The sequence below is a fragment of the Stenotrophomonas sp. YJH_SMC_12-1 genome, from assembly GCF_059370935.1.
In genome coordinates this window covers 89,842-103,722 of the sequence record NZ_JCAFUD010000009.1, presented here as the reverse complement: position 1 = coordinate 103,722, position 13,881 = coordinate 89,842, and the positions used below count along the sequence as shown (strand labels likewise).

11 protein-coding genes are annotated in these 13,881 nt (G+C 67.7%); 7 read left to right on the top strand and 4 right to left on the bottom strand.

The genetic code is table 11. The annotated features are described in order from the left end of the window. The first annotated feature begins 72 nt into the window (after positions 1-72). From AC5P8Y_RS16960 to AC5P8Y_RS16950, 3 genes are read left to right on the top strand one after another with little or no spacing between them, the layout of a single operon-like run. A complete protein-coding gene (locus tag AC5P8Y_RS16960; protein WP_005410967.1) occupies positions 73-270 on the top strand; it encodes a zinc-finger domain-containing protein in 198 nt (65 codons plus the stop codon). A 15-nt stretch (positions 271-285) separates the two neighbouring features. Then, the gene (locus AC5P8Y_RS16955; RefSeq protein ID WP_033835647.1) at positions 286-1,401 is read left to right on the top strand and encodes a glycosyltransferase; all 1,116 of its coding nucleotides are present in this window, start codon (positions 286-288) and stop codon (positions 1,399-1,401) included. After that, positions 1,382-2,713: an O-antigen ligase family protein gene (locus tag AC5P8Y_RS16950; RefSeq protein ID WP_033835646.1), complete on the top strand. Its 1,332-nt coding sequence runs from the start codon at positions 1,382-1,384 to the stop codon at positions 2,711-2,713. The genes AC5P8Y_RS16955 and AC5P8Y_RS16950 overlap by 20 nt, the downstream gene beginning before the upstream one ends. A 46-nt stretch (positions 2,714-2,759) precedes the next feature. On the opposite strand, the gene AC5P8Y_RS16945 is transcribed toward AC5P8Y_RS16950, so the two are convergent. Further along, positions 2,760-3,677, bottom strand: coding sequence for an LpxL/LpxP family Kdo(2)-lipid IV(A) lauroyl/palmitoleoyl acyltransferase (locus tag AC5P8Y_RS16945; RefSeq protein ID WP_033835645.1), 918 nt, complete (start codon positions 3,675-3,677; stop codon positions 2,760-2,762). 60 nt (positions 3,678-3,737) lie between these two features. On the opposite strand from AC5P8Y_RS16945, the gene waaA reads away from it, so the two are divergent. Both waaA and AC5P8Y_RS16935 read left to right on the top strand, forming a co-directional pair. Continuing rightward, a complete protein-coding gene (gene waaA / locus AC5P8Y_RS16940) occupies positions 3,738-5,036 on the top strand; it encodes a lipid IV(A) 3-deoxy-D-manno-octulosonic acid transferase (protein ID WP_049403581.1) in 1,299 nt (432 codons plus the stop codon). Positions 5,037-5,252: 216 nt separating this feature from the next. Next, positions 5,253-6,470, top strand: coding sequence for a hypothetical protein (locus tag AC5P8Y_RS16935; protein ID WP_033835643.1), 1,218 nt, complete (start codon positions 5,253-5,255; stop codon positions 6,468-6,470). Between the two features lie 87 nt (positions 6,471-6,557). Here the strand turns inward: AC5P8Y_RS16935 and AC5P8Y_RS16930 are convergent, their stop codons facing one another. From AC5P8Y_RS16930 to AC5P8Y_RS16920, 3 genes are all read right to left on the bottom strand, one after another. Beyond that, the gene (locus tag AC5P8Y_RS16930) at positions 6,558-7,916 is read right to left on the bottom strand and encodes a TolC family outer membrane protein (protein WP_033835642.1); all 1,359 of its coding nucleotides are present in this window, start codon (positions 7,914-7,916) and stop codon (positions 6,558-6,560) included. A 16-nt stretch (positions 7,917-7,932) separates the two neighbouring features. Further along, positions 7,933-8,580 carry a protein-L-isoaspartate O-methyltransferase family protein gene (locus AC5P8Y_RS16925; protein ID WP_005414414.1) on the bottom strand — a complete coding sequence of 216 codons (648 nt, stop codon included), beginning with the start codon at positions 8,578-8,580 and terminating at the stop codon, positions 7,933-7,935. Between the two features lie 136 nt (positions 8,581-8,716). Next, the gene (locus AC5P8Y_RS16920; protein ID WP_033835640.1) at positions 8,717-9,397 is read right to left on the bottom strand and encodes a TetR/AcrR family transcriptional regulator; all 681 of its coding nucleotides are present in this window, start codon (positions 9,395-9,397) and stop codon (positions 8,717-8,719) included. Positions 9,398-9,514: 117 nt separating this feature from the next. On the opposite strand from AC5P8Y_RS16920, the gene AC5P8Y_RS16915 reads away from it, so the two are divergent. Both AC5P8Y_RS16915 and AC5P8Y_RS16910 read left to right on the top strand, forming a co-directional pair. Continuing rightward, positions 9,515-10,636: an efflux RND transporter periplasmic adaptor subunit gene (locus AC5P8Y_RS16915; RefSeq protein WP_033835639.1), complete on the top strand. Its 1,122-nt coding sequence runs from the start codon at positions 9,515-9,517 to the stop codon at positions 10,634-10,636. A 4-nt stretch (positions 10,637-10,640) separates the two neighbouring features. Continuing rightward, complete coding sequence (locus tag AC5P8Y_RS16910; protein ID WP_049403580.1) at positions 10,641-13,802, top strand: efflux RND transporter permease subunit; 3,162 nt, start codon at positions 10,641-10,643, stop codon at positions 13,800-13,802. Positions 13,803-13,881: the final 79 nt, after the last annotated feature.

The window sequence follows — 13,881 nt, the reverse complement described above, 5'->3', positions numbered from 1 at the left end:
GTTGCGGCGCAATGTCGGGGCGGCCTGGATGCTAGAATCACAGGCCTCGCAACCCGTTCATCGACATCCGCCATGAGCCATACCGCCACTGCGCCCGCCAACGCCGAGAAGCGCTACACCGTGCACCGCAGCGATCTGCCGCTGAGCTGCCCGACCCCGGAAATGGCGCTGTGGAACTCGCATCCGCGCGTGTACCTGCCGATCGAAGACGAGCCCAATGGCGAAGCGCAGTGCCCGTACTGCGGTTCCGTGTTCGTGCTGGCCGACTAAGCGGCCGCCCCTTCGATGCGCCGATTGACCGTGGTGCAGTTGCTGCCGGCGCTGCACTCCGGCGGCGTCGAGCGCTCGACCCTGGAAATCGCTGCGGCCCTGGTCGCCGCCGGCCATCGCGCGCTGGTGGTTTCCGCCGGTGGCCGCCTGGTGCAGCCGCTGCTCGACAGCGGTGCCGAGCACCTCACCCTGGACATTGGCCGCAAGTCGCTGCTGACCCTGCGCCACTTGCCGACCCTGCGTCGCTTGTTTGCCGAGGTTGGTGCGGACATCGTGCATGCCCGCTCGCGGCTGCCGGCCTGGCTGGGCCTGTACGCAATCCGTGCCCTGCCTGCCGCGCAACGCCCGCACTGGGTGACCACCGTGCATGGGCTGAATTCGCCCAGCCGCTACAGCGCGGTGATGACCAGCGGCGAACGCGTGATCTGCGTGTCCAACACCGTGCGCGATTACGTGCAGCGCCACTACCCGACCGTGCCCGAACAGGCATTGCAGGTGATTCCGCGTGGCGTCGATGTGGCCCAGTTCCCGCGCGTGGCGCGTGCCGATCGCCGTCCGCGGATGGCGCTTGCGGCAGAGTACCCATGGCTGGCGCAGGTTGAAGGCCCCTTGCTGCTGTTGCCGGGGCGTGGCACCCGTCTGAAGGGTCACGCACACGCATTGCAGCTGCTGGCGGATGTGCGCGCCGCCGGCGTGCCGGCACAGTTGTGGATGCTGGGCACCGATGAACCCGGCCGTGAAGCCTACGTGGCCGACCTGCGCCGGCAGGCGGCCGCGCTCGGCGTGGCCGAGGCCGTGCACATCAGCACGCCGACCGCACGCATCGCCCAGGCCTACGCGGCCAGCGACCTGGTACTGCAGCTGTCGGACAAGCCCGAAGCGTTCGGCCGCACCGTGGTCGAGGCGTTGTCGGTGGGCCGGCCGGTGCTGGGTTGGGACCATGGCGGCGTTGGTGAGCTGCTTCGGCAGCTGCAACCCGCAGGTGCCGTGCCGCTCGGCGATGCGCGGGCATTGGGTGAACGTGCGCTGGCCCTGCTGGCCCAGCCCCCGTCCTTGCCGACCCGCATCCCGTTTACCCTGCAGGCCATGCAGCGCGATACCCTCCGCCTCTATGCCGACCTCGCCGGCTGACCCCGCCGTCATCGTGCGCGACGACCGCGCCGGGCGCTGGGCGCCCTGGTGGGTGCTGGCGTACGTGGCGATGTGGCCGTTGCCAGGCATCGCCGAAACCGTGTTGGGCCTGGGCGCGCTGTACGCGGCGGCGCGCATGGTGACGCGCCGCCTGCAGCGCCGCCCGCATCTGTTGAGCACGGCGGCCTGGGCACTGACTTCGATCCTGTTCCTTGGTTACTGGCTGCCGCAGGCATTCTCCGCATTCGATGCGATCGATCCGGCGGCCTCGTGGACCAAGGCTGCTGCGGGCCTGCGCTATCTGCCCTTCATGTGGCTGGTGGCGATCGCGGTGGCTACGCCGGAGCGGCGGCGGCTGACCTTCGCGGGGCTGGCACTGATCACCGGCGCATGGACGCTGGATGCACTGGTGCAGGCGGTGGCCGGCACCAGCCCATGGTTCTGGTCGCTGGAACACCTGAAGCTGGCGGTCAGTGGCCACGCACTGTGCCCGGCCGACGAGGCCGCACTGGCAGATCGCCTCAGTGGCGCACTGGGACCGTGCAACCTGAAGTTCGGCCAGGTGCTGGCCAGCCTGTCGCCGTTCCTGCTGCTGCCCGCCGCGCGGCGCTTTGGCAACACGGGCTGGCTGCTGGCTGCGGCAGCGCTGGGCAGCGTGCTGCTGTTGGCCGGTTCGCGCGCCTCGTGGATCACCTTCGCGCTGGTGCTGGCCTACAGCGGCGTGCGCCAGTTCGGCTGGAAACGGCTGGCCGCGCTGGCGCTGGTGGCGGTGCTCGGCGCCGGTGCGCTGACCGCCAGCGTGCCGCAGCTGCGCGAGCGCTTCGCGCGTACGGCCATGGCCCTGGATGGGGGCGAGCGTGGTGTCGACGAGGCCCTGTCAGGGCGCGCGCGGATCTGGGAAGCCGCCGCCTGCATGATTGAAGAGCACCCGATCAATGGCGTGGGTGCACGCGGTTTCCGCGATGCCTATCCCGCTTGCGTGGCGGAGGAAGGGCCGGCCGTGTGGGGCAATGCCCCGGCGCTTCATGCCCATCAGATCGTGCTGGAAATCCTCGCAGAGACTGGAGTGATTGGTCTGTTGCTGTGGCTGGCGGCGGTGGCCCAGGCCTGGCGCGCATGGCGCTACGCGCCGGCAATGGCCCGCGAACGCGCGCGTCCGGCGATGCTGGCGCTGGCGGTGACCGTGTTCCCGCTGAACACCCATCTGGCGTTCTATTCGGCCTTCTGGGGTGGCCTGACCGTATTGCTGGCCGCGCTGTTCGCCGGCAGCCTGCTGGCGCGCGACGCGGATGAATCGCCGGCGCTGAAGTAACTGCGCATCCACGCCATGCGTGGATAGAGCCAATCCGCTCCCCGCGTTACTTGTAGAAAGCGCTCCGGCCACCCGGCTGCCGCTTGAATCGGCGATGGATCCAGAGGTACTGGTCGGGCGCCTCGCGCACCATCTCTTCGATGGCCTGGTTGACCCGCGTGGTATCGGCTTCCACGTCGTCGCTGGGGAAATTCTCCAGTGGCGCGCCGATCTTCAGGAAGTACTTCCCGCCTTCGCGGCGATGGAAATACGGGATCACCGCACAGCCGGTCATCCGCGCCAGCTGGTGGGTGGCGGTGATGGTCGAAGCGGTGTGGCCGAAGAACGGCACGAACACGGTGTCCTTGCCGCGCATGTCCTGGTCGGGCGCGTACCAGAGGAAGCCGCCCTTCTTCAGGTGGCGCACGGTAGCGCGGATGTCCTCATTGGCGAACATTGCCTTGGCGTAGCGCAGGCGGCCGAACTTCACCGCCCACTCGTACACCGGGTTCTTGTGCTTGCGGTACATGCCTGAAAGATCAACGTAGTCGCACAGCAGGCGCCCGCACATTTCCAGGGTCATGAAATGGCCGGACACCAGCAGCACGCCACGACCTTCCGCCTGCATCTGCCGTAGATGTTCCAGTCCTTCGATCTGCACCTGCGGGCGGATGCTGTCGATGCTGCCCCACCAGGCGCGGATGCACTCGAACACGCCCACACCCAGGGCATCGAAGCTGTCGCGCACCAGGCGCTGGCGCCAGGCCTCGTCCTTCTCGGGGAAGCACAGCTGCAGGTTGACCTCGGCGGCGCGGCGACGGCTGCCCAGCAGGCGCCAGGTGATCCAGCCGACGCCCCGGCCCAGCGCACGCTGCAGCATCCACGGCAGGCGGGCGATGGCGAAGGCGCCCAGCATGGCGGCGAACATCGGCCAGTTGCGGGGATCGCGCAGCGACGGGCGGACGGCGGTGGTGGCATCGGACATTGGCCCATTCTACCAAGGCGGCCGCGTGTCTTTCCCGGGGGGCTCCCGTATCCTTGCCGCATGCGTAAAGACCCTGTCGAATGGATCCTGCGCGGCCTGTACTCGGTCGTGCTCTACATCCTGCTGCCGATCACCGTGTACCACCTGGTCTGGCGCGGCTTCCGGGTCCGTGAATACTTCCGGCGCTGGGATGAGCGCTATGCTTCCTATCCGCAGCCCACCGGCCAACCGCGGGTCTGGCTGCACGCGGTCTCGGTGGGCGAAGTCAATGCCGCTGCGCCGCTGGTGAACGCGCTGCGCAAGGAGCGCCCGGACATCCGCTGGGTCATCACCACCATCACCCCGACCGGCTCCGAGCGCGTGCGTGCGCTGTGGGGCGACGCCCTGGACCACGTCTACCTGCCGTATGACGTGCCCGGCAGCGTCAACCGCTTCCTCGGCCACTTCCAGCCCAGCCTGGCGCTGATCCTGGAAACCGAACTGTGGCCGAACATGCTGTTCGGCTGCCGTGACCGTGGCATTCCGGTCTACATCCTCAACGCGCGCCTCTCGGCGCGTTCGCTGCGGGGCTACCGGCTGCTGGCGTCATTGATCCGCCGCGCACTGCGCACGGTCACCTGCGTAGCCGCTCAGTCGCAGGACGATGCCGAGCGTTTCGTGCAGCTGGGTGCCGCGCCGGAGCAGGTGCAGGCGCTGGGCAACCTGAAGTTCGACATCACTACGCCGGACGTGCAGGGCTTCGTCGAGCAGTTCCATGCCCGCGTGCCGGCCCGGCGGCCGGTGTGGATCGCCGCCAGTACCCATGATGGTGAAGAACAGGCGGTGATCGATCTGCATCGTCGCCTGCGCCGGCAGCACCCCGACCTGTTGCTGCTGTGGGCGCCCCGGCATCCCGAGCGCTTCCCGAAGGTGGAGGCGCTGGCGCGGGAGCAGGGCTGGAACGTGGCAACCCGGCGCGCGAAGCAGTGGCCGGAGGTTGGAACCGATGTGTTCGTCATCGATACCCTGGGCGAGCTGATGCCTTTCTATGCCTGCGCGCAGGTGGCGTTTGTCGGTGGAAGCCTGCAGCCGATCGGTGGCCACAACCTGCTGGAGCCGGCGGCGATGGGCACCGCTGCGGTGACGGGCCCGCACCTGCACAACTTCTCGGAGATTTCCCGCCGCATGCGCGAGGCGGGCGCGCTGTTGATCGGCGAAGACGTGCAGGCGGTCGGCGAACTGCTGCAGCACCTGCTCGAAGATCCGCAGGCACGCGAGGACATGGCGCGGGCAGGCTGCACGCTGATCAGCAACGGACGCGGTGCCCTGCAGCGTACGCTGGCGCTGGTCGGACCGCACCTGCCGCCGCCTTGCCGCTGAGTCCGAAGGGCCGGCGCACGCGACGTGACTGTCGTGAAAGACCGCGTCAATTCTGCTTAGCGACCTGGAATCTGTCGTAGCGGGACCGTGAGCTTCCTTGCCAACGTGCCTGCCGTCACATCGTGATGCGCATGGCGCGTATTCCGATACCGCCTCCCGGCACAGGCTGTCAGTCTGCTGTCGACCGCGCTTGGGCGGATATCAAGGGAACTTGCGATGGACAGCGACAGCAGCCCCGGCATCGATGAGCCCGGGTACGGCGATCGCCTTGTGGTGGTGGCACTGACCTTGCTGCTGGGAGGCGGCGTGGTCGCGCTGGTCGGGCAGCACACCGCAGCCCAGGCAGGCCCGGCCATCGTCCTGAGCCTGCTGCTGGCCGCGCTGGGCACAGGGCCGCTGCTGTACTGCCTGCACGTTCTGAACCAGCAAAGGCCCGCTGCCGATGGCCTGCATGGCGTGGTGCGGGACTGCTGGGGAGGCGTGCCGGCCGTTCTGCTCGGTGGCGCGCTGCTGCTGGAACTGGTGGTGACTGCCGCTGGCGTTGCGCAGTCCGTCGCCAACCATCTGCATGTTCTGCTGGCTGGTTGTGGAATCGAGGCCAGCAACGGGATGCCGGGTCAACTGATGGCTGCTGCCAGCCTGCTGTTGCTTGCAGCGGTCGGGTCGCTGCGGCCACACCGTGTGGTGCTGGTTGCCTGCGTGCTGCTGACGGTGAAGGTCGGCGCCGGCCTGCTGTTGCTGGTGCTGGCAGCCCGCCATGTGCACTACGCGTACTGGATTCCATGGCTGCCGCCGGCAACGGCACCCTATCGCTTCGGGATCGGCGGTGTACTGGCGGCGAGCGTGCCGCTGTACGGTGTGTTCGCCACCGTTGGCCTGGCGATGGGATTTCCTGGCATCGGCAGGCAGGCGAGGGCACGGCCGCCGCTGCTGCCGGCGTGCGTGCTGCTGGCCATGGTGCTGCTGATCGTACTGGCCGCGTTGCAGGCGGGCCTGGTCGAATTTCCGGCCCTGGCCAGCACGCGGCCTTTGTCGGTCGCCCTGCAGCATCACCCGCAGTTGTACTGGGCGATGCCCTTGCTGCCGCTGGCCGGAGTGGCAGGGTTGGTGGCGCTCATCCTGGTGCTGCTGATGTTGGCTGCGCGGGTGGCGATGCAGCTGTGGCCGACGGCAGGTGACCGATCCCTGGAGTTCCTGGAGAGACTGGTGCCGGTTGCCGTCGTCCTGTCGGCGGCATTGCTGGCGTTGTGGGCGCCCATGGGCAGCCTGCCGGTACTGCCTGGTCCGGCAACCCTGTTGGTGATGGGGGCCGTGTGCGTGGCCGTGCTGCGCGGACGGGCACCGCGGTCACGCGCCCTGCCGGTGCTGGCTCCCGTCGCCATCGCACTGTGTCTGCTGGCCGCAGTCGAACGGATGCGGGTCTGGCCCGGCTGACGGTCGGTGGGTGCATGCTTCCGTCCGCGCGACCAACAAAAAAGCCACCCTCGCGGATGGCTTCTTCGTGACCGGCAGGCTGACGACTCAGTGCGTGGTGGTTGCCGGGTTGCCCGCGTCCTGGGTCAGCAGGCGGTTGACGTCCTGCAGCTCGGCCACGTCCAGCGCACCCAGCGACTGGCTCAGCAGCAGGCGGTTCTGCAGGAAGGTGTAACGGGCCTGGGCGTAGTCCAGCTGCGCCGAGAACAGGATGCGCTGGTTCTGGATCACGTCCAGCACGGTACGGGTGCCGACTTCCAGGCCGACCTGCGAGGCGTCATAGGCGCTCTGTGCCGAGACCACCGCCAGGCGGCGGGCTTCCACTTCGCTGATGCCCTGTACCAGGGTCTGGTACGCATTGCGGGTGTTGCGGTCCAGGGCACGCTTCTGCTGCTCGTAGCCGTCCTGGGCAATGTCACGCTGGGCCAGCGCCTGGCGCACGCCGGACTGGGTAGCGCCGCCGGCGAAGATCGGCACGTTCAGGGTCAGGCCGATGCTGTTGGTGCGGGCGTCGGGGGACAGCGAGCCGGAGCCGGTGCTGTCGCCCCAGGTCGCGGTCTTGCCCCAGCTGCCGCCCAGCGACAGGGTCGGGTAGTGGCCACCACGCGCGGCCTGCACGCCGGCTTCGGCGGCGCTCACCTTCAGTTCCTGCGCCTTCAGCGCCGGATTCTGGGTGGTGGCCTGGTGCACCAGCTCGTCGATGTTGCCACGGTTGGCCGGCACTTCCGGACGGAAGTCGGCCGGCAGCCCACGCAGGTTGGTCACCGGCTGGCCGGTCAGTTCGGTCAGCGCCTGGTAGTTATCGGCCAGGGTGTTCTGCGCAACGATGGTGTTGGCGCGCGCCTGGTCGTACTGGGCGCGTGCTTCGTGCACGTCGGTGATCGGCGCCAGGCCCACTTCCAGGCGCTTGTCGGCGAAGTCGAACTGCTTCTTCGCAGCCGCTTCATTGGTCTGTGCGGCGTTCAGCGATTCGATCGCCACCAGCACGTTGAAGTAGGCCGCCGAGGTGCGCACGATCAGGCTGTCGTTGGCAGATTCGAGGGTGAAGTCCGCCGCCTTGCTCAGCTCACGCTGCGAACGCAGGTTGTTGATCTGGGTCCAGTTGAACAGCGTCTGGCTGCCATCGATCGTGTAATTGCGGCGCTTGTTGGTGAACGAGCCGGAGTTGATGTCGGCGTTCGGCTCGCTGCGCGTGCGGTTCAGCGTGGCCTGGCCGTTGATCTGCGGCAGCAGGGCGGCGCGCGCCTGCACGGCGCCTTCCTTGTCGACCAGCCGGGTCGATTCGGCGGCGGACAGCTGCGGATCGCCGTTGCGTGCCATTTCGTAGACCTGCAGCAGGTCGGCGGCATGGGCAGACAACGGCAGCAGGGCAGTGGCCAGCGCAACAGCGAGGGATCGGCGGATCATTGCGGCTTCCTTGGACTCAGAGGTGGAACTGGGGGGCCGGGGCGGCACCACGCAGGTAATCGATATCGGTCTCGAACAGGGACTCGGTGCTGCCGTCGGCCTTGACCAGCAGGGCCTCCATCGCCGGCGAGCGGCCGTGGATCACGAACAGGCGACCACCCGGACGCAGCCACGAGGCGAACTGTGACGGCACCACGTCGACCGCACCAGTGACACAGATCACGTCAAAGCGGCGTTCGGTCTGCCAGGACAGGGCGTCAGCCACTTCCACGCGGACGTTGGTGCCCAGGCCGGAGGCGTCCAGGCGGGCACGCGCGGCGGCGGCCAGCTCCGGGTCGATCTCCAGGCTCAGCACGTCGCGCGCCAGCGCGCCGATGCAGGCGGACAGGAAGCCGCTGCCGGTGCCGATTTCCAGCACTTCGTCACCCGGCTGCAGATCCAGTGCCTGCAGGGTACGGCCCTCGATGACCGGCTTCATCATCTTCTGGCCGTGGCCGATCGGCAGTTCGACATCGGCGTAGGCCAGCGCCCGGTGTGCATCGGCGACAAAAGCCTCGCGCGGCAGGCGGGCCAGGACGTCGAGCACCTTGATGTCCAGCACGTCCCAGGGACGGATCTGCTGTTCCACCATCAGTTCGCGGGCGTGGGCGTAATCAATCGTCATGAGGTTCAAATCCAGCGCAGTGGGCCGGCCATTTTACCGGTGCCGGAGGCCGGCGGCGCGCCCAGAGCATCAGCTGCCGGGTGGCCGGGGTCGCAGTGCCGGAAGTCATCGCGACCTCCGGTTCGTTCAGTTTTGGTTATTCAGCCGTCCCGGCCCCTCGCGGCGCATAGGCGCGCAGGAAGAAGTCGATGCTGGCGGTCACGTGGGCAAGAGGGTCGCACTCCACCGGTGACAGTGGCATGCCGCACATCATATGCATGTGCACTTCGCCCTTGACCAGGGTCAGGAACTGCTCGCCAGCCAGCGAATAGTCGGTGATTTCCAGCTCGCCGCGCTCGGCGCGTGCCCGCAGGAAGTCAGCCAGGGCCTCGCAGGTACGTTCCGGTCCTGCCTTCCAGAACAGCTCGCGCAGGCGTTCGTCGGTCTCCGGCGCCATCATCATGCGCTGGATCGAGATCGCCGCATCGGAAGTGATCAGTTCGAAGAAGGCCAGGCCGATGCCGATCAGCTGGTCGCGCAGCGGGCCGTCCGCGTCGGCCACGAACAGGGCATCGGGCAGCATTTCAACGCACTTTGACTGCACGGCCTCGGAGAACAGGGTCTCCTTGTCGCCGAAGTGGCTGTACACGGTCAGCTTCGAGACGCCGGCCTGGGCGGCAATGGCGTCCATGCTCACGCCGGTATACCCCTGTTCGATGAACAGTACCTTGGCTGCTTCGAGGATCGCCGCGCGCTTGCCCAGATCCTTGGGGCGCCCGGGTCCGGCGGCCTTGGCAGCGGGCTTGGCCGACGGCTTGCGGGAAGTGGAAGAACTCATCGCAACAATACTAGACCAAGCGGTTCGATATTTATACTATACCGGCCGGTTTATTAAATTGGGCCGGCAGTCGCGGCTCCCCCTTGTTGCAACCCTGCGTTTTCAGGACGTTGACCGATGAAGATCGTGCGCTGGATGGGCGGTATGGTGTGGGTGGCTGCGCTGGCAGCCTGTTCGGGACAGGAACAGGCGCCGCAGGCGGCCGTGCCGGTACTGGTGGTTCACCCCGGCGAACAGGCCGGACAGGCGCCGGCGGCATTCCCGGGCACGGTGCGTGCCCGTCAGGAAAGCCCGCTGTCGTTCCGCGTCGGAGGCAACCTGGTCAAGCGCCACGTCGATGCCGGCCAGCGGGTGAAGAAGGGCGACGTGCTGGCCGAACTGGACGTGGCTGACTTCGCGCTGCAGGCCCGTGCCTCACAGGCGCAGCTGGCTGCGGCCGAGGCCGACCTGGTGCGTGCCCGCGATGACCTGAAGCGCTACCAGGTGCTGGCCGACCAGCAACTGGTCAGCCGCTCGCAGCTGGACCAGCAGTCCGCGGCGTTCAAGGCCGCGCAGGGCCAGGCCAATGCGGCCCGCGCCAACCTCGATGTGCTGCGCAACCAGGCTGACTACGCGCAGCTGCGCGCGCCGGCCGATGGCGTGATCGCCAGCCGCGAGGCCGAAGCCGGGCAGGTGGTGTCCGCCGGCCAGACCATCTTCAACCTGGCCGCCGATGGCGGCCGCGAAGTGCTGATCGACCTGCCCGAGGCGACCATCCGCGACTACGCGGTCGGCCAGCCGGTCGAGGTGGAACTGTGGAACCGCCCGGGCCAGCGCCTGCCCGGTACGATCCGCGAGATCGCCGCCGCCGCCGATCCGCAGGCACGCACCTATGCCACCCGCGTCAGCCTGGCCGCCGATGCGCTGGCCGATGTCGAACTGGGCCAGAGCGCACGCGTCTACAGCAGCGCCGGTCGCCACGGTACCCTGCAGCTGCCGCTGGGCGCGCTGCAGCGCGGTGCCAACGGTGCCGCCAGCGTGTGGGTGGTCGATCCGGCCAACAGCACGCTGAAGGCCGCCTCGGTCACCACCGGTGCGTTTGGCAGCGAGACCGTGCCGGTGCTGTCCGGCGTGAACGCGGGTGACTGGGTGGTTGCCGCCGGTGGCCACCTGCTGCGGGCGGGCCAGCCGGTGATCGCCGTGGACCGGCAGAACCGCCCGGTGCTGAAGCCGGCCGCTGCCGCCAAGGCCAAGGAGTAAGCCGGTGCGCCGCTTCAATCTTTCCGAGTGGGCGCTGGCCAACCGCCCGCTGGTGCTGTTCGCGATGCTGGCCTTCGCGCTGATCGGCGCGTGGTCGTACAAGCACCTGGGCCAGTCCGAGGATCCACCATTCACCTTCAAGGCGATGGTGGTGCGCACGCTGTGGCCGGGCGCCACCGCTGAACAGGTCTCGCGGCAGGTGACCGAGCCGATCGAGAAGGCGCTGATGAACACCGGCGAGTACGAGTTCATCCGCTCCTATTCGCGCCCCGGCGAATCGCAGGTCATCTTCATGGCCCGCGACAGCCTGCGTTCCAGGCAGATCCCGGACCTGTGGTACCAGGTGCGCAAGCGCGTGGGCGACATCCGTGCGACGCTGCCGCGCGAGATCGTCGGTCCGTTCTTCAACGATGAGTTCGGCGACACCTACGGCAACATCTATGCGTTGACCGGCAAGGGCTTCGACTACGCGGTGATGCGCGACTACGCCGACCGCATCCAGCTGGAACTGCAGCGCGTGCCCGATGTCGGCAAGATCGACCTGGTCGGCCTGCAGGACGAGAAGGTGTGGATCGAGCTGTCCAACACCCGCCTGGCCACGCTGGGTGTGTCGATGCAGCAGGTACAGCAGGCGCTGGCCGACCAGAATGCGGTCACCGGCACCAGCTTCTTCGAGACCGCCACCGACCGCGTGCAGCTGCGCGTGACCGGCCAGTTCAACGACATCGAAGCGATCCGCCAGTTCCCGATCCGCGCCGGTGACCGCACCGTGCACCTGGGCGACATCGCCGAGGTCAAGCGTGGCTTCGCCGATCCGGCGTCGCCGAAGATGCGCTTCATGGGTGAAGAGGCCATCGGCCTGGCAGTGGCGATGAAGGATGGCGGTGACATCCTCAAGCTCGGCGCCAATCTCGATGCCGAGTTCGAGCGCCTGCAGAAGACCCTGCCGGCGGGCATGCAGCTGCGCAAGGTGTCCGACCAGCCGCAGTCGGTGGAAGAGTCGGTCGGCGAGTTCGTGCAGGTGCTGACCGAAGCAGTGGTGATCGTGCTGCTGGTCAGTTTCTTCTCGCTGGGCCTGCGCACCGGCCTGGTGGTGGGCGTGACCATTCCACTGGTGCTGGCGATGACCTTCTTCGTCATGCACTACTTCGACATCGGCCTGCACAAGATTTCGCTGGGTGCACTGGTGCTGGCGCTGGGCCTGCTGGTGGACGATGCGATCATCGCGGTGGAGATGATGGCCACCAAGATGGAGCAGGGTTACGACCGCCTGCGCGCGGCCAGTTTCGCCTGGGAATCCACCGCGTTCCCGATGCTGACCGGCACGCTGATCACGGCGGCTGGCTTCCTGCCCATCGCTACGGCGGCCTCGAGCACCGGTGAGTACACGCGTTCGCTGTTCCAGGTGGTGACCATCGCGCTGGTGGTGTCGTGGATCGCGGCGGTGCTGTTCATCCCGTACCTGGGCGACAAGATGCTGCCGGACCTGTTCAATCCGCAGCCGCCGAAGCCGGGCAGCGTGTCCGCGCGCTGGCATGCCAAGCGCCAGCAGTGGGCCGACCGCTATCCGGCGCTGGCCAACCTGATCGCGCCGCCGCAGCACGGGCACGACCACGATCCGTACCAGCGCCCGTTCTACCGCAGCTTCCGTCGCTTCCTCGATGGCTGCCTGCGCCACCGCTGGTGGGTGATTGCCGCGACCATCGCCCTGTTCGTGTTCTCGCTGATGATGTTCCGCTTCGTGCCGCAGCAGTTCTTCCCGGATTCGACCCGGCCGGAACTGATGGTGGACATCGAGCTGGCCGAGGGCGCATCGCTGCGCTCGACCCAGGCCCAGGCCGAGAAGCTGGAGAAGCTGCTGTCCAGCCGCGAGGGCATCGCCAACTACGTGTCCTACGTGGGCACCGGTTCGCCGCGCTTCTACCTGCCGCTGGACCAGCAGCTGCCGGCCACCAACTTCGCCCAGTTCGTGGTACTGGCCAAGGACATCAAGGCGCGCGAAAGCACACGTGACTGGCTGCTGCACGAGGTGATTCCGAAGTTCCCGGACGTGCAGATGCGCGTGACCCGCCTGGAGAACGGCCCGCCGGTCGGCTATCCGGTGCAGATGCGCATTTCCGGCGAGCACATCGAGAAGGTGCAGGCGATCGCGCGCCAGGTCGAAGCCAAGGTGCGCGAGAACCCGCACGTGATGAACGTCAACCTGGACTGGAGCGAGCCGAGCAAGGTGGTGCGGCTGGTGATCGACCAGGAGCGTGCGCGGGCGCTGGGCGTGAGCAGTGCCCAGGTCAGCCAGTTCCTGTCCAGTTCGCTGGCCGGGCAGTCGGTGAGCGTGTACCGCGAGGGCAACCGCCAGATCGAGATGCTGCTGCGTGGCCCGGCCGACGAGCGCAACCAGCTGGAGCTGCTGTCGAGCCTGTCGATGCCGACCGCCAACGGCGGCAGCATCACGCTGTCGCAGGTGGCGACGATGGAGTACGGCTTCGAGGACGGCATCATCTGGCACCGCAACCGCCTGCCGACGGTGACCGTGCGCGCCGACATCAGCGATGGCATGCAGCCGTTGGATGTGGTGCACCAGATCCTGCCAACGCTGGACGGCATCCGTGCCGAGCTGCCCAGCGGCTACCTGCTGGAAACCGGCGGTACCGTGGAGGATTCGGCACGTGGCCAGAACTCGATCAAGGCCGGCATGCCGCTGTTCCTGGTGGTGGTGGCCACGCTGCTGATGCTGCAGCTGCGCAGCTTCTCGCGCGCGGCGATGGTGCTGGTGACCGCGCCGCTGGGCATCATCGGTGCGACGTTGTTCCTGCTGCTGTTCCGCGCGCCGTTCGGCTTCGTGGCACTGCTGGGCACGATCGCACTGGCCGGCATGATCATGCGCAACTCGGTGATCCTGATCGACCAGATCCAGCAGGACATCGATGCCGGGCATGACCGTTGGCATTCGATCATCGACGCCACGGTGCGCCGCTTCCGCCCGATCGTTCTGACCGCGCTGGCGGCCGTGCTGGCGATGATTCCGCTGTCGCGCAGCGCGTTCTATGGCTCGATGGCGATCTCGATCATGGGCGGCCTGATCGTCGGCACGGTGCTGACCCTGGTGTTCCTGCCAGCGCTGTATGCGGCATGGTTCCGGGTGAAGCCGGACGAATCCGGGGCGTAATGCCCCGGATTCTGCGGCCACCGCCCTGGTAGGTGCCAACCTTGGTTGGCACTGACGCATGCATCCACGCATGGTGTGG